Raw genomic sequence first — 22,064 nt, forward strand, 5'->3', positions numbered from 1 at the left:
CTTCTTGGAAACGACAGCTAGGTCAGACCGCAGCGAGGGCCTGTTCGAGGTCGACCCACAGGTCCTCGACGTTTTCGACGCCGACCGACAGGCGGATCAGGTCGTCGCCGATGCCGCAGCGGCCCTTGGCCTCGGTCGAATAGTCGGAATGGGTCATGCTGGACGGATGGGATGCCAGGCTTTCGGAGCCGCCGAGGCTGACGGCCAGCTTGAACAGCCTCAGGGCGTTCAGCATGCGGAAGGCCTCGGCCTCGCCGCCCTTCAGCCGGATCGAGAAGGTCGAGCCAGGGCCCTGACACTGGGCCTCGAAGATGGCGCGCTGTTCGCCCGCACCGCCCCCGGCGACCAGCACATCGGTGACCTTTTCATGGGCGCGGAGGCGCTCGGCCAGAATCCGGGCGTTGTCCTGGGACCGCTCCATCCGCAGGTGCAGGGTCTCGAGGCTGCGGCTGAGCAGCCAGGCCGTATGAGGGTCGGTCGCGGTGCCACAGATGGTCCGCATCTCGGCGATTCGGGCCATGACCTCGGCCGAGCCCAGACAGCCGCCGGCGATCAGGTCGGAATGGCCGCCCACATATTTGGTCAGGGAGTAGAGCGACAGATCGGCGCCCAGTTCCAGCGGGCGCTGCCACAGCGGGCCGAGGAAGGTGTTGTCGACGGCGACGATGGGCCGGTCGGCCTGACCGAGACCGTGCACCTCGGCCACGGCGGCGGCGATATCCACCACCTGATTGGTCGGGTTGGACGGGGTTTCCAGATAGACGACGGCGAGACGCCCGCCGCCTTCCGCCGCCTTTGCGGCCGTTTCGCGAATGGCCTGTTTCAGGGCCTCGGTGCCGCCGGTGGCCAGCACCTGGGCGACCTTGACGCCATAGCGGGGCAGGATGCGGTCGAACAGATATTCGGTGCCGCCATAGGCCGGGGCGGCATAGAGGACGGTGTCGCCGGGACGGGTCAGGGCCAGCATGGCCGTGGAAATGGCCGCCATACCGCTGGAGAAGACCAGCGCCCGGTCCGCCTTATCCCAGACCGCCAGTCGGTCCTCGAGGATTTCGAGGTTGGGGTTGTTGATGCGCGAATAGATCAGACCCAGCGCCTCGTCGGGCTCCTTTTCGCGGAGGCCATAGGCGACCTCGAAGAAGCGCTTGCCGTCCTCGGCCGATCTGAAGACGAAGGTCGAGGTCTGGAACAGCGGCGCCTTGATCGCCCCTTCGGACAGGGTGGGATCATAGCCGAAGCCCATCATCAGGGTTTCGGGGGCCAGATCGCGACCGGCGAGGGTGCGGGATTTGTGGTGGCTCATGCAGATACTCCTTGGTCAGCCAACGTCCCTGCCAGGACCTCGATCCGTTGGCGGATATCGGGGACCGCGACGGTTTCCCAGAAGGTGGCGCGGGCGGGGGGGCCCAGAACCATAAGCGTGGGGTCGGGGGTGCCGTCTGACCTTAACGCCCGGCCCGCCTCATCCAGATCAAGCCCAAGCCCGAGAGGATCCAGCCGGGCGCGACCGGCGGCGATCAGCGGACCGGTCAGGGGATCGCGGGCCGGGTCGTGGCCCGGGCCGGTGCAGTCGATCAGCCAGTCGGCCTCTGCCATTTGCGTGACAGTTGCGCCCTTGGGCCGGAAAGTCAGGGTCACACCATCGCCAGTGGGCGCCAATGAGACCACCCGCCCTGCCACGACCGTCAACCGCCCGGCGTCGGTCAGGGTCTGGATTTCTGCAGCAATGGCGGGGGCAATCCGGTGGCGGTGCACATCCCAGAAGGGGCGCAGGTGTCGGACGAGGCGGGCGCGGGTGGCGGCGTCCGCCGCGCGCCACAGATCGCTGGTAACCGGGCGCAGCCCCTCCATCAGTGCCCGCCACTGACCCTGCTTCGCCAGCCGCCGGGCCGCAGACAGGCGCGCCGAGGCCGGGCCGTCAGCCAGTTGGGGCGAGACCGGCAGGGGGGCCTCAGGGTGATCATGATGGGCGCGCGGGCCCAGCCCCCGTCGGGACAGGGCGAACAGCGGTCCGCGCCAGCCCCGTGCCTGCAGCCAGACCGCCATATCGACCATGGTCAGGCCGGTGCCGATGATGGCGACGCGGTCGTCGCCGCGGATCCCGTCGAGCGCGCCGGGCGCCCACGGGTCAGCGATGATCCTCGGGCTGTCCGCCGACGCTGTGCGGGGCGCGGGATTGCCGGTTGCCAGCATGATGGCCCGACCCGAAACGCGCCGGCCGTCGTCGAGCACGACCGTCGTGCCCTCGATCGCCCCGGCCCGGCCTTGCACCCGGATGATCCAGCCGGGATGGGACGCTTCGACCGCCCTCAGTCGGTCCTGGACGTAGAGGCCATACAGGCGGCGGGGCGCGAAGCCTTCCGGGTCGGCGTGGTCAGGGTGGTTACGGCCCAGCCAGTCGACGAAATCGTCCGGGCGCCCCTCGATCGCGCTCATCCGGTTCGAGCGTACATTCAGCAAATGGCCGTCGAAGGGCGTGGAATAGGCAACGCCGAGGCCGAAGTCGCCGCCCGCATCGATCAGGGTCGAGGTCACACCCTGCTCCGCCAGACGCGCGGCCGCCATGGCGCCGGAAAATCCGCCGCCGACGATGACGATCTGGTCGCTTGAACTGGTCACCCGTCCTCCCGGTCGAGGGCCTAATGGACCGCTGCGCGGGTGCGGTCAAACTTCCTGATTCCAGGCGCCGACTTCGGGATGAGCGGCCAGACGCGGCTTGACCTCCTCATGGAAAAGCGCCCGCATGTCGGCCTCTGACGTCAGGCTTTCGACCACCACCACCAGTTCCGGCTTGTTGGACGAGGCGCGGACCAGCAGCCAGCCGCCGTCCTCCAGCTCGACACGGATGCCATTGACGGTCACCAGATCGCGAATGCGGCAGCCCAGCACAGTTCCGCCCGCCTCGGCGAGCGCGCGATAGGCGTCGCTGACCCGCTCAACGGCCGCATATTTCTCCGTGTCCGGACAGTGGGCGCTCATGGTCAGGGAGGTGAAGGCGGGCGGCAGGTCGGATTCGAGCTCGGACAAACGACGCCCGCCCGCCCGGTCGAGCAGGCGCAGAATTTCGCGTGCGAACACAAGGGCGTCGTCATAGCCCCGGCCCAGCGGCGGGGCGAAGAAGACATGGCCGGACTTTTCAAAGCCGACCAGCGCGCCTTCAGCCGCGACCGCCCGCTTCATATGGCTGTGGCCGGTCATGCCATAGGCGACGCGCGCGCCTGCGGCCGCCAGCACGGGGTCGGTTCGGTAGAGGCCGGTCGACTTCACATCGACGACAAAGGTCGCGCCGGGATGATCGGCGACCAGATCGCGCGCCAGCATCAGCCCCATGCGGTCGGCGAAGATTTCGTGCCCCCGGTCATCGACCACGCCGCACCGGTCGCCGTCGCCGTCGAACCCCAGCGCCAGGTCGGCGCCCGTCTCGCGCACCCGTTCGGCCATGGCGTCGAGCATGACGCGGTCTTCCGGATTCGGATTATAGCGCGGGAAGGTCCAGTCGAGGTCGGTATCCATTTCGATCACCTCGGCCCCCATCCGGCGGAGGGCCTCGGGCACAAAGGCCCCCGCCGTGCCATTACCGCAGGCAGCGACCACCCGGATGGGCCGCGACAGTGTCGGCCCGGACGCGACCTCGGCCTGATAGCGGTCGGCAAAACCCTGAACGGCGATCACGCGCCCGCCGGGGCTCTCGATCCGTCCGCCGTCCAGCGCCAGCGTCTTGAGCCGCGCCATTTCCTCGGGGCCGAAGGTGAAGGGCGGATGCGCCCCCATCTTGACGCCGGTCCAGCCGTTTTCGTTGTGACTGGCGGTGACCATGGCAACGGCGGGAACACCGAGGGCCTCGCGGGCGAAATAGGCCATGGGGGTCAGGGTGAGGCCGATGTCGTGGACCTCGGCCCCGCCCGTGACCAAACCCCGGATCAGGGCGGCCTTCACCTCCTCCGAATAGCTGCGGAAGTCGTGGCCGGTGACCAGTCGCGGGCTGTCCAGCTCGTGCAAAAGCGTGGCCAGCGCCAGCCCCAGCGTTTCGACGCCCTGAAGGTCGAGATCGGAGCCCAGAACCCAGCGGGCATCATATTCGCGAAAGCCGGTCGGGGCGATCAGGCCGGGCATCAGACACCTCATGGGGGCAAGTAACAGCGGAGGCCTATAGGGGGAAAGCGACGCCCCGATCAAATGGTGCGCGCGCCCGGCCCGGCTTGACCCCTGCCCGGGGGCAGCCTAGGCGAAAACCCTCGTCATCCGGAGATCTGCATGCCCCGCCTCGTCCTTCTGCGTCACGGCCAGAGCCAGTGGAACCTCGAGAACCGCTTCACCGGCTGGGTCAATGTCGACCTGACCGACCAGGGCGAGGCCGAGGCCAGAAAGGGCGGAACGCTGATTGCTGAGGCCGGTTTCACCCCCGCCGTCATGTTCACCTCGGTGCTGAAGCGGGCCCTGAGGACCGGCGATCTGGCGCTGTCGGCGGCGGGGCTGAAGGATGTGCCGATCGTGCGGGACTGGCACCTGAACGAGCGTCATTATGGCGGGCTGACCGGCCTTAACAAGGCCGAGACGGCGGAGCAGCACGGCGAGGATCAGGTCCGCATCTGGCGCCGCAGCTATGACGTCCCGCCCCCGCCGATGCAGGACGACCACCCGCACAGCTTTGCCGGGGATCCGCTGTACGAAGGCCAGACCATCCCGGATACCGAGAGCCTGAAGACCACCCTGGATCGGGTGCTGCCCTATTGGGATGCCGAGATCGCGCCGCGCCTGAAAGCGGGCGAGGATGTGCTGATCGTCGCCCACGGCAATTCGCTGCGGGCCATTGTCAAACATCTGTTCGCCGTGCCGGATGACCGGATCGTCGGGGTCGAGATTCCGACCGGCAATCCGCTGGAGATCGACCTGGACGGCGATCTGGTGCCGACCGACGCCCGCTATCTGGATACGGGACGCGCCGCAGACCTTCCGCCGCTGCCGGAGAAACAGGCGTGAGCGCGCCTGACGACGCCCGCCATATGGCCCGCGCCATAGAACTGGCGCAGGCGCGGATGGGCGAGACCTGGCCCAATCCGGCGGTCGGCTGTGTGCTGGTCAACGACGGCGAGGTGGTCGCCGAGGCCGCCACGGCCCAGGGCGGCAGGCCCCACGCCGAGGAACAGGCGGTTCCCGCCGCCGGCGACAAGGCGAAAGGCGCGACCGCCTATGTGACGCTGGAGCCCTGCGGCGCGCGGTCTTCGGGCCGCAAGTCGTGCGCCCACTTCCTGGCCGAGGCCGGGGTGGCGCGGGTGGTGATCGCCGCGCTGGACCCCTCACCCTTTGCCTCGGGCCGGGGCACGGAGCGGCTACGTCAGGCGGGCCTTGAGGTCGAGACCGGCCTGATGGCCGATGAGGCGCTGGCGCTGTGCGAAGGCTTTCTGCACCGGCTGGAGACCGGCCGTCCGCTGGTGCGGATCAGCGAGACGGGGGACGGCTTTGATGCCCGCTTCACCGCCTCACCGCGCGCCGATCTGGTCGGCGAGCTGAGCCGGCTGGGCGAGGCCGGCTATACCCGGGTGTGGGTGTCGGCCGGTGAGCTGGCCGACAGTCTGAAAGAGCAGGGCCTGCTGAAGGTCTGAGGCCGGACAGCAAACCTTCCTTAAGCGTAATCGTGTCAGCGTGCGGCCATGGCCCAGGCTGCTGAACCTGTCGCACGGCGACGGCTGACCCAGAGCGAGGTGGACGCGATCTGCGCCCGCCACGATCGCCTGTGGCAGGCCCGGCCCGGCGGGGCACGGGCGGTGTTCGCCTGGATGGACCTGAGCGGGCTGGATCTGAAGGGTCGCAATCTGGCCGATGCCGATTTTTCCGCCGCCGACCTTACCGGCTGTGACCTGTCGGGGGCGCGGCTGGACAACGCCACCTTCTTTGGCGCGGACATGCAGGATGTCATACTTGCCGAGGCGTCGATGCGGCGCTCGGATCTGCGCGGGGCCTGCCTGCGCGGGGCCGATCTGACGGGGGCCGATCTGTTCGAGGCGGACTTGCGCGAAGGCACCATCGCCGCCGCCGATGCCCGGGTGGGCTTTCGCGTGATCGAGGCCCGGGCCCGCCATGAGACCCAGGCCAATGGCGCCTGTCTGGCCGGGGCCAATCTGGAGCGCTCGCGGTTGACGGGGGTGGTGGCCGTGGCCGCAGACTTTACCGATGCGGTGATGAAGGACTGCAAACTGGTGCGGGCCAATCTGAAGCAGGCCAGCTTCAGGGGCGCCGATCTGGCCGGAGCGGATCTGTCGGGCGCGGACCTGTCCGGGGCTGATCTGCGCGACGCCGTGCTGGTCGGCGTAAACCGTCAGTCGTGGCGAACGGACGGCGCCCGCATGGAAGGCAGCCTGACGGACGACCGGTCCTCGGGCGATCCGGTGTCGCGCCTGCCGGCCGCCGACATGCTGCGCGACCATGCCCTGTGGTGCGAGACCGACGGCCGGGAGGGTAAGCCTTCCGTGTTCGACAGCGTCGACTTGCGCTCGCTGAAGTCGATCCGGGGCCTGAATCTGACGGCCCTGTCGGCCCGGGGGGCGATCTTCTACGGTCTCGATATGGAGGGGGTGCAGATGCAGGGCGCCCATCTGGAGCGGGCTGACCTGCGGGCCTGTAACCTCCGGGGAGCCGACCTGCGCGGGGCGCGATTGGCTGGAGCGCGGCTGAACGGCGCCGACCTGCGGCAGGCCCAGCTGGGGCCGCTGCTGTTGTCCGCCGACCGTATCCTGCCCGCCGATCTGACCGGCGCCATCCTGCGCGGGGCGGACCTTTCTGGCGCGGACCTGCGAAACGGGCGACTGGCCGGAGCCGACCTCAGCCGGGCGCGCCTGCATGGATGCCAGATGCGACTGACCGATCTGTCCGAGGCCGTCCTGACCGGGGCGCTGGGCCTGAATTCTGAAGGAATGCCTGCATGAGTTTCACGCGCCGCGCCCTCGGACAAGGTGATGTGGACATGCTGGTCATGGCGCATGAGCGCTTTGTCGAAGGCCGCGCAGGCGGGCGGCGCCTGTCGCTGAAATTCATGGCGCTGGACGGGCTGAATCTTGCGGGACGCAATCTGGAGGAAGCCGATTTCACCGGCTGTTCGCTGCGGGGCACGCGGCTGTCGGGCGCGCGGCTGAACCGTGCTGTCCTGTTCTGCTGCGACATGCGCGAAGCCGATCTGAGCAGCGCCCAGCTGGTGAAGGCCGATCTGCGCGGGGCGTGCCTGCGGGGGGCGGATCTGGCGCGCGCCGACCTGACCCAGGCGGATTTCCGCGAAGGCGTGATCGCCGTACCCCACGCGACCAAGGGCCTGTCTTCGGTCAAGCACGAGACCCATCAGGGCAATGCCGATGGCGCCTCCTTCACCGGCGCCACGCTGAACGGGGCGACGCTGGAGGGATTCAGCGCCTTCAAGGTCGATTTCACCGACTGCGCCATGAAGGACACCCGCCTGACGCGCGCCAACCTCAAGGACGCCGATCTGTCGGGAGCCCTGATGGAAGGAGCCGACGTCGGGGGAGCCAATCTGTCGGGCGCCCGCATGATCGGCGCGATCCTGACCCATGTGGCCTTCGATACGGCGCGCACGGAACGGACCGACATGACCGGCTGTCTGCGCGAACCGACGCTGGAGGCGATCACCGAGGCCGATGCCCTGCTGGAACAGGCGCTGGACGCCAATGCCTGGGCCGAGAGCGGCGGAGTCCTGGGCGCTCCGGCCAATTTCGAGGGCAAGGATCTTCGTCCGCTGGGCGCCCGGCTGAAGGGGCTGAAACTGCCCGCCCTCAATGCCAAGGGGGCCTGTATGGTCGGAATGGACCTGTCCGGCGTGCCGCTTCAGGGGGCCAATCTGGAAGGCGCGGACCTGCGGGGCTGCAATCTCAGGGGTGTCGACCTGCGCGGGGCCCGGATGATGCGCGCGATCCTCAGCCATGCAGATCTGGACGGCGCCATCCTGGCCGCCCTGCCGCTGGGCGGGGGACGGTCGATGCCGACCAATCTGTCGGATGCGGGCCTCAGATACGCGCGTCTGGTCGCCGCCGACTTTACCGGGGCTGTGATGGAGCGGGCCGACCTGACCGGGGCCCGGTTGGACGAAGCCGTGCTGAGCGACGCCCAGCGCGCCAGCCTGACGATCCGCCGCACCGCCGCCTGAGGCCTTCGGGGGTCTTGCTCCCACGCAGGGGTCGGCCTATCCCGGGGCCATGAGCGCACCCCTGATCTGTCCGTCCATTCTGGCCTCTGACTTTGCCCGGCTGGGCGAGGAGGTCGCCGCCCTTGAGGCCTCCGGTGCCGACTGGGTCCATGTCGATGTCATGGACGGCCATTTCGTGCCCAATCTGACCATCGGCCCGGATGTGGTGAAGGCGCTGCGCCCGCACACGCGCTTGCCGTTCGATGTGCACCTGATGGTAGCCCCTGTTGATCCGTGGCTGGAGGCCTATCGCAACGCCGGGGCCGATGTGTTGAGCGTGCATCCGGAATCCGGGCCGCACCTGCACCGGACGCTGGGCCGGATCCGGGAACTGGGCGCCCGGGCGGGGGTGGTGCTGAACCCGGGCACCCCTGTCGGGATCCTCGACGAGGTCATCGATCTGGTCGATCTGGTGCTGATCATGTCGGTGAACCCGGGCTTTGGCGGTCAGAAATTCATCCCGGCCTCGCTCGACAAGATCGCGCGGGTCCGCCAGCGGCTGGATGCCGCGGGCTCGAAGGCCACCCTGCAGGTCGATGGCGGGGTGACGGCGGACAATGCCGCAGACTGTGTTGCGGCAGGGGCGGATGCGCTGGTGGCGGGCACGGCCGTATTCCGCGGAGGGCCGTCCACCTATGCCGATAATATCGCGGCGCTGAAGGGTCACTGATGGCGGGGATCGGCCCGTTCGCCAAGCCCGAGGCCTCGGTTCCCGAGGGCCAGATTCCAGGGCTGCGCGGGGCACCGCCCCGCACGCCGGTCAGGCCGTCAGGCGCGCGTCCCGGGGTCGGCATCTGGCCGCTGGTGATCGGTCGCCTGATGACGCGCCAGATCTGGATCGAGCTGTATGGCCTTCCCGGTTATGGCCAGACCCTGAAAGGTCGGCCCTGGGGGCTGAAGCCCTCGGCCTTTGCCGCCACGCCCCGAGATTTTCGCCCGCTTGAGACCCCCGGCGCCGGCAAACCCATCCTGCAGGGGCGCTTTACCCTGGCCGGGATCAGTCTGGATGTACCCGCCCCGCAGGACCCGTGGGACCGGGCCAGCCCGTCGCGCGGCTTTGCCGAGGCGCTGCACAGTTTCGACTGGCTGCCTGCCCTGATGCACGAGGGCGAGGCCGGGGCGCGGGAAGCTCTGCGGCTGACGCTGGCCTGGGGACGGGTGTTTCACCGCTGGGCCCCCTTTGCCTGGGACCCCGACCGGATGGCCCGGCGACTGCTGCATCTGGCCCCGGCGCTTCGCCGCATGGGGGCCGTGGCCGATGATGTGGGGCGGGGTCAGCTGGCTGTTCTGGTCGCGCGGCAAGCCCGTCAGCTGTTGCGCCCACCGGGACCGGCCAGCGGGGCGGCGACCCGGACCGTGGCCGTGGCGGTCACCGGATGTGCGCTCGCAGGTATGTCCGGCGCGCGCCTGCGTCGGCGCGCCCTGAAACGGCTGCCGCGCGCCCTGTCGCGGACGCTGAGGCCCGACGGCGCCCATATGTCGCGCAGCCCTGAAGCGGGGCTGGAGCTGCTGTTCGATCTGCTGATGCTGAAGGACGGGCTGACGCAGTTGTCCGAACCGGTGTCGGAGGCTGTCGAGACCGCCCTTCAGAAACTGGCGCTCGCGACCCAGGCGCTGGTGATGCCCGACGGTCGCCTGCCGGGGGTTCATGGCGGCGGGGTCTCGACCCCGGCACGTGTGGCGGCGGCCCTCTCGGCGGCCGGAATTGCGCCGACCACCGACACGGCTTCGACGCCGTCCCAGCCCCCGGTCGGGGGTCTGGCCCGGATGCGCAGCCCGCTGCTGAATCTGGTGATCGACGTCGAGGCACCGCCGCGCGGGCCATGGACCGAGGCGGCCTGCGCCCAGCCGCTGGCACTGGAAATCGTCTGCGGGCGCGACCGGCTGATCACCGGCTGTGGCTGGACCCCCCGGGCGTTCGAGCGTCAGGGGCTGAGGCTGACACCGGGCCATTCGACCCTGACGCTCAGCGAGACCTCGCTGGGTGAGCCGCTGGGCGGATGGCAGGCCGAGCTTCTTGGGCCGCGGCTGCTGACCCGCCCCTATGCGGTGCGGCACGACGAGCGACAGGGCGACGGCGCCCTGTGGCTGGAGGCCCAGCATCACGGCTGGGCGCCGCTGACGGGTCTGGCCCACCAGCGGCGTCTGTACCTCGATCAACGGCTGGATGAGTTGCGTGCCGAGGAACGGCTGTTCCCGGCTGACCAGGCCCCCAGTCCGCCGCCGGTCCTGGCCGCCCCCTATGCCGTGCGGTTCCAGCTGGAGCCGGGCGTCCAGGCGTCGCTGGCCCGCGACCGTCGCTCGATCCTGCTGAGAGGGCATTCCGGACGGGGATGGTGGTTCCGCACCGATGGGCCCGATGTCGCCATCGAGCCCTCGGTTCACAGCGTCGAGGGTCAGACCCGGCGCGCCCTGCAGATCGTTGTCCGGGGATCGGCCCGCACGGACGCAGAAACGCGCATCCGCTGGAAATTGAATCCCGCGGGCGCGTCAGGCGATCCGGTAGTGGAATAGGGCCGCCGTCGCGTCAGCGATGACGGCTCTTTTCGGTGAAGGCTGCTGCCACCATGGTGGCCAGCGCCGGGTTCCGGAGGAAGATGAACCCGCCCGCCAGGGCCGCGACCGAGGCCAGGATCGGCCGGTTACGAAACAGCAGGAAGGCGCGACCGGCGAGGCCGTCGGTCAGGCTGGACTCGTCTTCTTCCTCGTCGCCCTCGGCCTTTTTGAGGAAGACCATGACCACGGCGAGTGCCGCCAGGGCGAACAGCAGGAACGTCACGGCCGCTGCCGCCATGGGCACGATCACGACGGACAGGGCAAAGAAGACCACCGCCCCGAGACAGAGCACGGCAACGAATGCGGCCCCGGCCGCCACCGCAATGGCGACGGCCTTTTTGACGAGTCCGCGTCCCAGCATCAGTGGCGACGACCGGCGATCAGCATGCCGATCACGACGCCAATGCCGAGGGCGATGCCGGTCGACTGCATCGGGCGCTCCTGCACCCGTTCGACCAGATAGCGCTGGGCTTCGTCGAAGCGCTCGGCGGCATCGTCATAATATTCACGGCCGCGTACGCGGGCCTGCTCATAATAGGCTTCGGCCTGACCGCGGACTTCATCGGCCTTGTTGCGCAGACGGGCCTCGGCGGCCTCGGCGCGGGCGCGCAGGCGTTCGCCCTCTTCGCGAGCCCCCACCTTGATGTCTTCCTTGAGGGTTTTCAGGTCGTTCTTGATGTCTTCGCGGGCCTTTGTGGTGGCCATGGTGACGCTCCCGGTCTGTAAGCTTGACGATAGTATGAGATATAGGGTGGCAACGCCACCGACGCCAGCGGGTTCCCGCATTGCAGCATAGGCGGGGTGGTGTGGCGGGCGTTGCCGCCCGTTGCGGAGGCCTTGGTCCGGGCTTAAGCCTCGGTCCATGACCCAGTGGCTGATCCCTCCCCCCGAGACCCCGTCCCTGCCCGTCACGGGGGGCGACCAGCGCTATGCCGTCCGACGCATTCTGTGTGTGGGCCAGAACTATGCCGATCATGCTCGCGAGATGGGGGCCGATCCGGACCGGCCGGCGCCGTTCTTTTTCTCCAAGCCGGCCATGGCGCTGGTGACCGACGGGGGCCATCCGGCCTTTCCCTCGATGACCGAAAATCTGCATCATGAGGTCGAACTGGTGCTGGCGCTGGGCAAGGATGCGGACATCATTGGCTGGGCGGTCGGGTGTGACCTGACCCGACGCGACCTGCAGGCCGAGGCCAAGGCGAAGGGCCGCCCCTGGGATGCCGCCAAGGGGTTCGACCAGTCGGCGCCGTGTGGCGCCCTGACGCTTGGGTCCGGGCCGGACGCGTCGTCGGCCATCCGCCTGTCGGTGAATGGCGAGGTCCGTCAGGCGGCGCGTCTATCGGATATGATCTGGGCCCCGCATGAGATTGTCGCGCAGGCCGCGCGGCTGTGGGACCTCGGCCCGGGCGACCTGATCTTTACCGGCACGCCGGCGGGAGTGGGCCCGGTTCAGACCGGCGACCGCATCGAGGCTGTGATAGAAGGCCTTGCGCCCCTGTCCTTCACCATGGGACCGCCCCGGACCTGAGGTTTTCATGATCCTGCACGGCTATTTCCGTTCCGGCACAAGTTACCGGACCCGTATTGCCCTCAATCTCAAGGGGCTGAGCTATGAGACGCATGGCATCGACCTGCGGACCGGGGCGCAGACGTCCGACGCCTATCGGGCGTTGAACCCGCAGGGGATGGTCCCCGCGCTGGAGACGGCCGAGGGGGTGCTGGTGCAGAGCCCGGCAATTCTGGAGTGGCTGGAAGAGCGCCATCCCCGGCCGCCCCTGCTGCCCGAGACAGCCATGGACCGGGCGACCGTGCGGGCCATGGCGGCCGTCATCGGCTGCGACATCCACCCGCTCAACAATCTCAGGGTGTTGAAGGCTCTGCGCAGTCAGTTCGAAGCCGATCAGGCCGCCGTCGACAGCTGGGCCGAACGCTGGATCACGCCCGGCTTCGAGGCGCTGGAGGCCCTGGTCGCCCGCCACGGGCGGGGCTGGAGCTTTGGCGAGGCGCCGGGTCTGGTCGACTGCTATCTGATCCCGCAGATCTATTCCGCGCGGCGGTTCAGTGTGCCGCTGGAGGCCTTTCCCCGGCTTCTGGCGATCGAGACGGCGGCGGCCGATCACCCCGCATTCATCGCCGCCCACCCGGACCGGCAGCCCGACGCGGACTGACCACAAAACGGCGTGCGGTAAGGTTCTGGCAAACTCTCGGTGAGGCGACCTTAAGCATTGGGCGTCAGTATCGTCGGGTGAGTTCAGAGATTTCCGCCCCTCCCGCCGCCCAGCTGGCGCTCGCCGTGGTCCCCGCCGCCCCGCGCGAGGCTGCAGGTGGCGCGTTGTCGCGCGAGTCCGGTCTGGCCCAGCTGCTGCAGACCGCCGCCGACGGGGGCATTCGCCGCATCCTGACCCGGCCCGAGGGCGATGACGAGCGCACCCTGTGCCAGGCCTGGCCCTTCCCCTCCCCGTTTCAGGTGTCGGTGACGACGCTGGACGCGGGCGAAGGTCCCGACCGGATCGAGGCCCGGGCCCGGCGCTCGCTGGAACGTCTGGGTCTGCCGCGCGGCGATGTGCTTTTGGTCCGCGATGTGCGTGATCTGGCCGGAGCCGAGGGTCGCGCCCTGTGGGAGCGACTGGTCGCCCTGAAGGACCGCGGCCTGTTCCGGCGCATCGGCATTCGCACCCGGCTTGAGGACAGTCCGGTGCTGGTGGCGCGGCGCTTCCAGCCCGACCTGATCCAGCTGCCGCTCAATATTCTGGACCAGCGCACGCGTCGCGAGGGGGTGCTGGCGGCGCTCGCCGAACAGGGAGTGGCGGTGCAGCTGGCCTCGGTGCTGGCCAATGGCCTGCTGTTCGCGGGCTCCGACGAAATGGTCGGGGCCTCGGCCTCCGACATTGTGCTGCTGTCGCGCCTGCGCCGACGTCTGGCTGAGGCGCGTCTGGACCCGATGCAGGCGGCGCTGGCCTATGCCGCCGACAGCCTGACCGGCATGGCCGAGGGTTCGAGCCTGCTGGCCTGCGTCACCTCGGCCGCCGAGGCCCGCGCCCTGCTGGCGGCCGTCAATGCCGCCCGCCCCGATCTGGACTGGACCGTATTTGACCAGGGCGGACGGCTGGCGGCGACCGGTGATGCGGCCGCCGCCTTTTCCGGCGTCAGTAGCGCAGCCTGACCCCGAGGGCGAAGGTCCGTCCCGGTTCGCCATAGCCCAGCAGCGACTGCCAGCGCGCGTCCGACAGATTGTCGACCCGTGCGGTCAGCTCGACCTGATCGGTCAGGGCATAGCCAAGGTGGAGATCGGCCGTGACGAAGCTCTCGCGCGTCCCGCCGGCGTCCGGCATGTCGCCCTCGGCCCGGACGGTGAGGCGGCCGCTCAACCGCGCGCCGCTGTAGCCCAGACCCACCGTGCCCGCGTGTTCCGGCACCCGCAGCAGCGGCTCCCCATCGCTCTCGTCGCGGGCATCGGTCCAGCCATAGGTCAGGCTGAGATCGAACCCTGCCCCCAGCACGACCCGGCCCTCCAGCTCGATGCCGTCGGTGCGGGTGCGGTCCAGATTGATATAGACGCTGTCGAAGGTGACGGGATCGAAGCGGTAGATGATCTGGTCCTCGATGGTCAGGCGATAGACCGTCAGCCGCCCCATGATTCCGCCGCCCGGGCTCTGCCAGCCCAGCGCCAGCTCAGCCCCCTCGGCGTGTTCAGGCCTTAGCGTGGGGAACGGGTCGGCCGAAAAGCAGAAGTCACAGACCGACTGGCTGACCGTCGGGGCCTTGAACCCCGTGCCGAAGGCGCCGGACAGGCCGAAGCCCGCACTCAGATCGGCATGAGCGGTCAGCCGGCCCGTGGTCGCGGCGCCGAAATCATCGGTGTCGTCATGGCGAAGCGCCGCGCCGATCGTGACGCGTGACGTCAGGGGAAACAGGACGATGCCATAGACCGAGCTGGTGCCCAGATCGTCGGACAGACCGCTGTCGAGGTTGGCGGATTCGGCCCGCCGCTCCAGCCCCGCAGCCCAGGTGAGGCGGCCCTCTCCGCCCGTGCCGTCCGTGTCCCAGCGCCAGACCTGGCGGTCGGCCTCGAACCGGTTGGCATAGGCCGAGCGGGTCTCGCGCTCCAGCTCCGAGGCGGCCAGCATCAGCCGGTGGCGCACCCGGCCGGTCCGGACCGACAGCCGGCCGTGACCTGACCAGCCCTCGCTTTTCGACACATCGTCGGTGTCGCCCAGCACAAAGGCGGGGGCGGGATAGCCGTCGATCTCGACGCGGCTTTGCGTCCAGCGCAGGCCGCCGTCCAGCTCGACCCCGGCGCGCGGCGTGATCCGGCCCTTGAGGCCCGCCGTCAGGGTCTGAAAGCCATCGTCCTCGGTGCCGCTGGCGGCGGCCGAGACCCCGTCGGTGCGAAAGCCGGAGACGCTGAGCCCCAGCGCGCCCCGCGCTCCGGCCCGGCCGATGGACAGCGCGCCGCGTTGGGTATTCAGGGAGCCCGCCTCGAGATCGGCGCGGACGCCGCTGAACTCACGCGTGGTCAGGGCGACCACCCCGCCGATGGCGTCCGAGCCCCACAGCGAGGACTGCGGGCCTGACAGGACCTCCATCTGCGCAATGTCGGACAGGCTGAGGCTGGAAAAGTCATAGGCGCCATTGATCTCGGCCGGATCATTGACCGGCACGCCGTCGATCAGCACCAGGGTCTTGCCGGGGCTGGCCCCGCGCAGGCGCAGCTGGGTCAGGCCGCCGAACGGTCCGGTGCGGGCCAGCGCCGCGCCCGGCACTTCCGCCAGCAGGTCGGCGGCGAAGATCGCGCCGCGCGCCTCGATATCGGCCTCGGTGAAGACCCGGGCGCCGGGGGTCTCGCCCTCCGGCTGCGGCAGTCGGGTGGCGGTGACGATCACCTCCTCCAGCCGGACCGGATCGCCGGGATCGCCGGGATCGGGATCATGGGCAAGGGCGGGTGTGCTCGCGCACAGACACAGCACGGCAAGCGATGCCGTGGTCATCAAATGTCTCATCGGACAGTCTCCGTCAGCCCGGCGGCAGCGCGCGACGGGCGGTTCACGATGCGACCGATCCCGACCCTCCGAGAGGAGGGGCCGGCGCTGGGATCGGGTCGCTTCGACGGATAGGTCCCCGCGCCCCTGTCTGGTCCCGGACAGAAGACGAGCGACATCGGCGGCCAGGTCTCCTGGCTTGCGGATCAATAGCCGCCGCCCTCGCCTTCCCGAACCGTCCGAAAACCGCTCAGTGACGCCGGGATTGCTCCCGGACCGGACGACGGCCTGGCCGCCTACAGTTGCGGGCACAGCCGCGGTTTTGGACCGCGTTCCCTTAACCGCCTGTCCCGCTTGTCGCAGCGACGGTCCGGGTGCGCAAGAGACGCTTGAGGCGGAGCGCGCGATCCGTCACCCTGTGGCGAGGCATGAACCGTCCGCTCACCCCACCCCCCGTCGCCGAACAGCCGGTGCGCTCCACAGAGGGCGCAACCCCGGTCATGGCCCAATTCCTGGAAGCCAAGGCGGCCCAGCCGGATGCCCTGCTGTTCTTTCGGATGGGCGATTTCTACGAACTGTTCTTTGAGGATGCCGAGGTGGCGGCGGGCGCCTTGGGGCTGGCCCTGACCAAGCGGGGCAAGCATCTGGGTGAGGACATCGCCATGGCCGGCGTGCCCGCCCATGCCATGGAAGGCTATCTGGCGCGGCTGATCCGGCAAGGGCACCGGGTGGCCATCTGTGACCAGACCGAAGACCCGGCCGAGGCGAAGAAGCGCGGATCGAAGGCCGTGGTCCGGCGCGAGATCGTGCGGGTCGTCACCCCCGGCACCCTGACCGAAGACAGCCTGCTGGATGCGCGCGGGGCCAACCGGCTGGTGGCGGTGACGCTGCGTAGCGGCCGGGCCGCCGTGGCCGCGGTCGAGCTGTCGTCCGGTGCGGTGGAGACCGCCGTCTGTGACGCGGGCGATCTGGCCTCGACCCTCGTAAGCCTTGCCCCGTCCGAGATTCTGGTGCCCGACCGGCTGTTCGGCGATGCCGATCTGGATCAGGCGCTGGCCACCGCCGATGCGCCGGTCCAGCCGTTGGCCCAGGCGCTGGCCGAGCCCCGGGCCGCCGCTGAGCGTGTGGCGCGCCTCTATGGCGTGGCGACGCTGGATGCCTTTGGCGCCTTTGAGCCGGTCGAGATTTCGGCGCTGGGCCTGATCGCCGCCTATCTGGAGACCACCCAGGTCGGGGCGGTGCCGGTGCTGTCGCCGCCGCGCCGCTCGGCCGAGGGCCAGCATCTGGCCATCGACCCGGCTACCCGGCTGAGTCTGGAGATCGACCGCACCCAGAGAGGCGAGCGGGCGGGGTCGCTGCTGGACACGCTGGACCGGACCGTGACCGCCGGCGGTGCGCGGGCGCTGGCCGAGAGACTGGCCCGCCCCGGGCGCGACCCGGACCGGATCAACCGGGCGCTGGACGCCGTCGGCTGGCTGGTCGAGCACCGTGCTCTGCGTGGCGAGGTCCGGGACCTGCTGAAGGGGTCGTCGGATACGGCCCGCGCCCTGACCCGGCTGGTGCTGGGCCGCGGGGGGCCGCGCGATCTGGCGGCGATCCGCGCGGGCACCCGCACCGCCCAGGAACTGACCGCCCTGTTTGCGCGCCGGTCGGACCGTCTGGACCCTGACCTGCCCCATGATCTGGAGCGGGCGCTGGCGGCGCTGACGCCGGATGCGGCGCTTCAGGCCCTGCTGGCCGAGCTGGACGAGGGACTGGTCGAGGATCCGCCTCATCTGGCCCGCGACGGCGGTCTGGTCCGGGCCGGTCACCGGCCCGAGCTGGATCAGGCGCGGACCCTGCGCGACGACAGCCGCCGGGTGATCGCCGAGCTGGAGGCGCGGGCCGTGGCCGACAGCGGCATCCCCTTCAAGGTGCGCCACAATGCCGTGCTGGGCTATTTCCTCGAGGTCACGGCCAAACAGGCCGAGCCGCTGATGCAGCGCGGTACCGAAAGCCCCTTCATCCACCGCCAGACCCTGGCCAATCAGGTCCGGTTCACCACCGTTGAACTGTCCGATCTGGATGCGCGCATCACCCAGGCCGGGCATCGGGTCACGGCCATGGAGGTCGAGACCTTCGAGGGCTGGCGCGGCCGGGTGCGCGAGCTGGCGGCCCCGATTCAGGCGCTCGCCGATGCGCTGGGCTGGCTGGATGCCACCGCAGCGCTGGCCGAATGGGCCGAAGAGGTCGGCGCGGTCCGGCCGGAGGTCGATGACGGGCTGGAGCTGTGTATCGAGGGCGGGCGCCATCCGGTCGTCGAGGCGGCGGTACGGGCCGAAGGCAAGCCCTATACGCCCAATGACTGCCGGCTGGATGGGGCGGGGACCGGGGGCTGTCCGCGTCTGGCGCTGGTCACCGGGCCGAACATGGCGGGAAAGTCGACCTTCCTGCGTCAGGCCGCCCTGCTGGTGGTGCTGGCCCAGTCCGGGGCTTTCGTGCCGGCGCGCGCCATGCGGCTGGGCGTGGTCGATCGGCTGTTCAGCCGGGTTGGCGCGGGGGACGATCTGGCCCGGGGCCGGTCGACCTTCATGACCGAGATGGTCGAGACCGCCGCCATCCTCAACCAGGCCACGGATCGCAGCTTTGTTGTGCTGGACGAGATCGGGCGGGGCACGGCCACCTATGACGGGCTGGCCATTGCCTGGGCCGTGACCGAGGCCCTGCACGAGGCCAATCGCTGTCGTGCCCTGTTCGCCACCCACTATCACGAGCTGGCGCAGCTGGAGGGGCGGCTGGACCATCTGGCCAATCTGTCGCTGAGGGCGCGCGAGTGGAACGGCGATCTGGTGTTCCTGCACGAGGCGGTCGCCGGCCCTGCCGACCGCAGCTATGGCGTGCAGGTGGCCAAGCTGGCCGGGGTGCCGACCGGTGTGGTCGCGCGGGCCCGGGCGGTGCTGGACCAGCTGGAGACCACGGGCGAGGCCGACAGCCGTCTGGACGACCTGCCGCTGTTTGCCATGGCCGAGCCCCCTGCCCCTGCCCCGCCGGTGGCCCCGCCCGCCATGGTCGAGGCCCTGGCGGAGCTGGAACCCGACGACCTGAGCCCTCGGGAGGCTCTGGAGGTGCTGTATCGCCTGAAGGCCCTGTCGCGCAGTGCCAGGCCGGGCCGGCGCTGATCGGGATGGCGCCCGATCTGGACCCCGAAGTCATCGCCGCCCTTGAGGCCGCTGCGGCCACGGCCCGGCCCCGGGCGGCGCTGGCCCCGATTCTGGCCGAAATCCTGTCGAACGGACGGTCGAAAGCCGCCCAACGTCTGGTGCAGGGGGCGGGCGGGGTCGAGGTGGCTCGCCTGTATGCCCGGGCCGCCGATCGCATGGTTCAGAGCCTGTGGTGGGTGACCACCGAACACCTGTTTCCCGCCCCCAACCCCACCGATGCCGAGCGCCTCGCCTTGCTGGCCGTCGGGGGCTATGGCCGGGGCGTTCTGGCGCCGCATTCGGACCTCGACCTGATGTTTCTGCGGCCGTGGAAATCGACCTCGCGCACCGAGCAGGTGACCGAGTTCGTGCTCTACGTCCTGTGGGATCTGGGGCTGAAGATCGGCAGCACCTCGCGGTCGATGGACGAGGCCCTGTCGGTCGGCAAGTCGGACATGACGGTGCGCACCGCCCTGCTGGAAGCGCGCCCTCTGGCGGGTGATGCGGATCTGGCCGAAACCTTTCTGATCCGGTTTCGCCAGCAGGTGGAGAAGGCCGATGCGCGCCCCTTCATCGCCGCCAAACTGGCCGAGCGCGAGGCGCGACACCAGAAGGTCGGCGCGGTGCGCTATCGGGTCGAGCCCAACGTCAAGGACGGCAAGGGCGGGCTGCGGGACCTCAACTGCCTGTTCTGGATCGCCCGGGGGCTGGCCCCGGACAGCCCGCTGGGCGAGGCGGCGCTGGAGGATCTGCTGACCCGGCGCGAGCGGCGGCTGTTTGCCGAGGCCTTCGATTTCCTGTGGCAGGTGCGGATTCACATGCACCGCATCGCCGACCGCCCCGTCGAGGCCCTGACCTTTGACCTGCAGCCCGAGGTGGCGCGGCGCATGGGCTGGCGCGGACGCGGCGATGAGCCGGCGGTCGAGCGCTTCATGCGTCGCTATTTTCTGGTCGCGCGCGATGTCGGGGCCCTGACCCGGGCCATGAGCGCCCAGCTGGAGGCCCGCCAGCAGAAGAAGGCCGGCGGTCTGGTGCGCGGCCTGTCGGCCCTGTGGTCCGGGCGCGGCAAGCCGCTGGAAACAAACGGGTTTCTGGTCGACAAGGGGCGGCTGAGCGTGACCGGGCCCGAGGTGTTCGACGAGGACCCGACCCGGCTGCTGACCCTGTTTGTCGAGGCCGACCGGCTGGATCTGGACCTGCATCCCGACGCCTTTGCCGCCGTGACCCGGTCCCTGCCCCGGGTGACCCCGCGCCTGCGCCGCGACCCGGAGGCCAGCCGCGCCTTTCTGACGGTTCTGGCGCACGGGCAGCGGCCCTATCGGGTGCTGGGCATCATGAACGAGACGGGACTGCTGGGGCGGTTCCTGCCGGAGTGGGGGCGGATCGTCGGCCAGACCCAGTTCAACATGTACCACGCCTATACGGTCGATGAGCACACCCTGCAGGCCGTCGGCATCATCAACGACATCAAGCGCGGCAAGCTGAAGGACGACCACCCGCTGGCGTCCGAGATCATCCACCGGATTGCCGATCCGGAGGTGCTGATGCTGGCCATGCTGCTGCACGATGTGGGCAAGGGCGGCGACCGGGGCCAGCTGGAAGACGGGGCGATCGCGGCGCGGCGGGCGTGCGAGCGGCTGGGCGTCGACAGTCGGCGCATCGAGCTGGTCACCTGGCTGGTGCGGCACCACCTGGCCCTGTCCGACTATGCCCAGAAGCGCGATGTGACCGATCCCGACACGGTTCAGGCCTGCGCCGATCTGGTCGGCGACCCCGAGCGACTGCGGATGCTGCTGGTGCTGACCGCCGCCGACATCCGCGCGGTCGGGCCGGGCGTGTGGAATAACTGGAAGGGTCAGCTGCTGCGCGACCTGCATCGCCGGGTGCTGGCGGTGTTCAAGGGCGAGACGGTCGATGAGCCTGACCCGCTGGCGGCCTATCCCGAGCTGGTCGCCCGGGCGCGCGAGACCGGCGCCGCCGCCGATGTGCTGGTCGACTGGGCCGCCGATCCGGCAGCGGAACGCCATCCTCGCGCGGTGGGGCGGGCGACAACCCGGGTGGCCGTGGCCGCGGCCGACCGTCCCGGCCTGTTTGCCGCCCTGGCCCAGGCCCTGTCGCGGGCCGGCGCCGACATCGTCGGGGCGCGGGTGGTGACGGCGCCCGAGGGTCTGGCGCTGGATGTCTTCGAGGTGCAGGACGGCGCGGGCCTGCCCTATGGCCAGGCGGAGCCGCGCCGGCTGGAGCGGCTGATCCGGTCGCTTGAGGCCGCCGCCCGGGCCGTGCCCGAGGGCACCCCCGATGTGCCGGAGGAGGAGACGGTGATGACCGCCGTCAGCGCCCGTCGCGCGGCCTTTGACGTCCGGCCCGTGGTGATGATCGACACCACCGCCGCCAGTCAGGCGGTCGTGATCGAGGTCTCGGGCGCCGACCGGCCGGGCCTGCTGGCGGAACTGGCGACCGCCATCGCCGCCGAGGGGCTGTCCTTGCGATCCGCCCACATCGCCAATTTCGGCGAGCGGGCGGTCGATGCCTTTTACGTCACCGATGCGGCGGGTCGAAAGCCGACCCGGCGGGCGAAACTGGACCGGCTGGCGGCCACGCTGGAAGCCGTGCTGGACCGGGCGCGCCTGCCCGATCCGTCACCCGGTCAGCGGCCCATCACCCCGGTGCGGGCCAGCGTGCGCGACGTCTCGGATCTGGGGCGGCTCAGCGGCCGATCGCCTGACGCTGCAGGGCAAAGAGCGTCTCGCAGCCCCCGTGCGCCAGGGCGAACAGACGATCAAACTCCGCGCGGCTGAAGCCCCGCTTTTCGCCGGTGGCCTGAATTTCGACGATGCTGCCCGATCCGGTCAGGACGAAGTTGGAATCGGCCTCGGCGCTGGAATCTTCTTCGTAATCAAGGTCCAGAACCGGGGTGTTCTTGAACACGCCGCACGAGATGGCCGCCACCTGATCGGTCAGGGGGTCAGTCTTGAGCACCCCTTCCTCGCGCAGATAGTCGAGCGCCGAGGCCAGGGCGACCCAGGCGCCGGTGATGGCCGCCGTGCGGGTGCCGCCGTCGGCCTGGATGACGTCGCAATCGAGGGTCACCTGACGCTCGCCGAGGGCCTTGAGGTCGACGACGGCGCGCAGGCTGCGGCCGATCAGGCGCTGGATTTCCTG

Annotated in this window: 18 protein-coding genes and 1 riboswitch; of the genes, 11 read left to right on the top strand and 7 right to left on the bottom strand. The window is 69.9% G+C overall.

The annotated features are described in order from the left end of the window. Positions 1-22 precede the first annotated feature (22 nt). Genes B4K74_RS09320 through B4K74_RS09330 form a run of 3 tightly spaced genes read right to left on the bottom strand, consistent with a single transcriptional unit; the run spans position 23 to position 4,113 of the window. Positions 23-1,303, bottom strand: coding sequence for a cystathionine gamma-synthase family protein (locus tag B4K74_RS09320; RefSeq protein WP_286692702.1), 1,281 nt, complete (start codon positions 1,301-1,303; stop codon positions 23-25). Then, complete coding sequence (locus tag B4K74_RS09325) at positions 1,300-2,619, bottom strand: FAD/NAD(P)-binding protein (RefSeq protein ID WP_286692703.1); 1,320 nt, start codon at positions 2,617-2,619, stop codon at positions 1,300-1,302. The genes B4K74_RS09320 and B4K74_RS09325 overlap by 4 nt, the downstream gene beginning before the upstream one ends. Positions 2,620-2,664: 45 nt before the next feature. Beyond that, positions 2,665-4,113: a phosphomannomutase/phosphoglucomutase gene (locus B4K74_RS09330; RefSeq protein WP_286692704.1), complete on the bottom strand. Its 1,449-nt coding sequence runs from the start codon at positions 4,111-4,113 to the stop codon at positions 2,665-2,667. Positions 4,114-4,254: 141 nt separating this feature from the next. Between B4K74_RS09330 and gpmA the strand changes: the two genes are divergently transcribed. From gpmA to B4K74_RS09360, 6 genes are read left to right on the top strand one after another with little or no spacing between them, the layout of a single operon-like run. Beyond that, positions 4,255-4,980 (top strand): 2,3-diphosphoglycerate-dependent phosphoglycerate mutase, encoded by a 726-nt coding sequence (gene gpmA, locus B4K74_RS09335; RefSeq protein WP_286692705.1) that lies wholly within the window; start codon positions 4,255-4,257, stop codon positions 4,978-4,980. Continuing rightward, positions 4,977-5,603: a bifunctional diaminohydroxyphosphoribosylaminopyrimidine deaminase/5-amino-6-(5-phosphoribosylamino)uracil reductase RibD gene (ribD, locus tag B4K74_RS09340; RefSeq protein ID WP_286692706.1), complete on the top strand. Its 627-nt coding sequence runs from the start codon at positions 4,977-4,979 to the stop codon at positions 5,601-5,603. Before gpmA ends, ribD begins: the two co-directional genes overlap by 4 nt. Positions 5,604-5,651: 48 nt before the next feature. Then, positions 5,652-6,923: a pentapeptide repeat-containing protein gene (locus B4K74_RS09345; protein WP_286692707.1), complete on the top strand. Its 1,272-nt coding sequence runs from the start codon at positions 5,652-5,654 to the stop codon at positions 6,921-6,923. After that, the gene (locus B4K74_RS09350) at positions 6,920-8,149 is read left to right on the top strand and encodes a pentapeptide repeat-containing protein (protein WP_286692708.1); all 1,230 of its coding nucleotides are present in this window, start codon (positions 6,920-6,922) and stop codon (positions 8,147-8,149) included. Before B4K74_RS09345 ends, B4K74_RS09350 begins: the two co-directional genes overlap by 4 nt. 49 nt (positions 8,150-8,198) lie before the next feature. Further along, complete coding sequence (rpe, locus tag B4K74_RS09355) at positions 8,199-8,858, top strand: ribulose-phosphate 3-epimerase (RefSeq protein ID WP_286692709.1); 660 nt, start codon at positions 8,199-8,201, stop codon at positions 8,856-8,858. Beyond that, on the top strand, positions 8,858-10,702 hold the full coding sequence (locus B4K74_RS09360) for a heparinase II/III family protein (RefSeq protein ID WP_286692710.1): 1,845 nt from the start codon (positions 8,858-8,860) through the stop codon (positions 10,700-10,702). Before rpe ends, B4K74_RS09360 begins: the two co-directional genes overlap by 1 nt. Positions 10,703-10,715: 13 nt before the next feature. On the opposite strand, the gene B4K74_RS09365 is transcribed toward B4K74_RS09360, so the two are convergent. Then, the gene (locus B4K74_RS09365) at positions 10,716-11,105 is read right to left on the bottom strand and encodes a hypothetical protein (protein ID WP_286692711.1); all 390 of its coding nucleotides are present in this window, start codon (positions 11,103-11,105) and stop codon (positions 10,716-10,718) included. Continuing rightward, on the bottom strand, positions 11,105-11,449 hold the full coding sequence (locus tag B4K74_RS09370) for a DUF883 family protein (RefSeq protein ID WP_123285880.1): 345 nt from the start codon (positions 11,447-11,449) through the stop codon (positions 11,105-11,107). Before B4K74_RS09370 ends, B4K74_RS09365 begins: the two co-directional genes overlap by 1 nt. Positions 11,450-11,606: 157 nt before the next feature. Between B4K74_RS09370 and B4K74_RS09375 the strand changes: the two genes are divergently transcribed. From B4K74_RS09375 to B4K74_RS09385, 3 genes are all read left to right on the top strand, one after another. Then, positions 11,607-12,272, top strand: coding sequence for a fumarylacetoacetate hydrolase family protein (locus B4K74_RS09375; RefSeq protein ID WP_123285881.1), 666 nt, complete (start codon positions 11,607-11,609; stop codon positions 12,270-12,272). A 7-nt stretch (positions 12,273-12,279) separates the two neighbouring features. Next, on the top strand, positions 12,280-12,912 hold the full coding sequence (maiA, locus tag B4K74_RS09380) for a maleylacetoacetate isomerase (protein WP_286692712.1): 633 nt from the start codon (positions 12,280-12,282) through the stop codon (positions 12,910-12,912). 77 nt (positions 12,913-12,989) lie between these two features. Next, positions 12,990-13,907, top strand: coding sequence for an aldo/keto reductase (locus B4K74_RS09385; protein ID WP_286692713.1), 918 nt, complete (start codon positions 12,990-12,992; stop codon positions 13,905-13,907). On the opposite strand, the gene B4K74_RS09390 is transcribed toward B4K74_RS09385, so the two are convergent. Beyond that, positions 13,891-15,732, bottom strand: coding sequence for a TonB-dependent receptor plug domain-containing protein (locus tag B4K74_RS09390; protein ID WP_286692714.1), 1,842 nt, complete (start codon positions 15,730-15,732; stop codon positions 13,891-13,893). The genes B4K74_RS09385 and B4K74_RS09390 overlap by 17 nt on opposite strands. A 158-nt stretch (positions 15,733-15,890) precedes the next feature. Then, positions 15,891-16,083: riboswitch (cobalamin riboswitch) on the bottom strand. A gap of 68 nt (positions 16,084-16,151) precedes the next feature. Between B4K74_RS09390 and mutS the strand changes: the two genes are divergently transcribed. Next, a complete protein-coding gene (mutS, locus tag B4K74_RS09395; protein WP_286692715.1) occupies positions 16,152-18,881 on the top strand; it encodes a DNA mismatch repair protein MutS in 2,730 nt (909 codons plus the stop codon). Between the two features lie 5 nt (positions 18,882-18,886). Further along, positions 18,887-21,700, top strand: a complete 2,814-nt coding sequence (glnD, locus tag B4K74_RS09400) for a [protein-PII] uridylyltransferase (protein ID WP_286692716.1) — start codon at positions 18,887-18,889, stop codon at positions 21,698-21,700. On the opposite strand, the gene rph is transcribed toward glnD, so the two are convergent. Then, positions 21,609-22,064, bottom strand: a 456-nt coding sequence (gene rph, locus B4K74_RS09405) for a ribonuclease PH (protein WP_286692717.1), incomplete at its 5' end; no start/stop codon positions are given. The genes glnD and rph overlap by 92 nt on opposite strands.

It is taken from the genome of Brevundimonas sp. UBA2503, assembly GCF_002341485.1.
GTDB classification, from domain to species: Bacteria; Pseudomonadota; Alphaproteobacteria; order Caulobacterales; family Caulobacteraceae; genus Brevundimonas; species Brevundimonas halotolerans.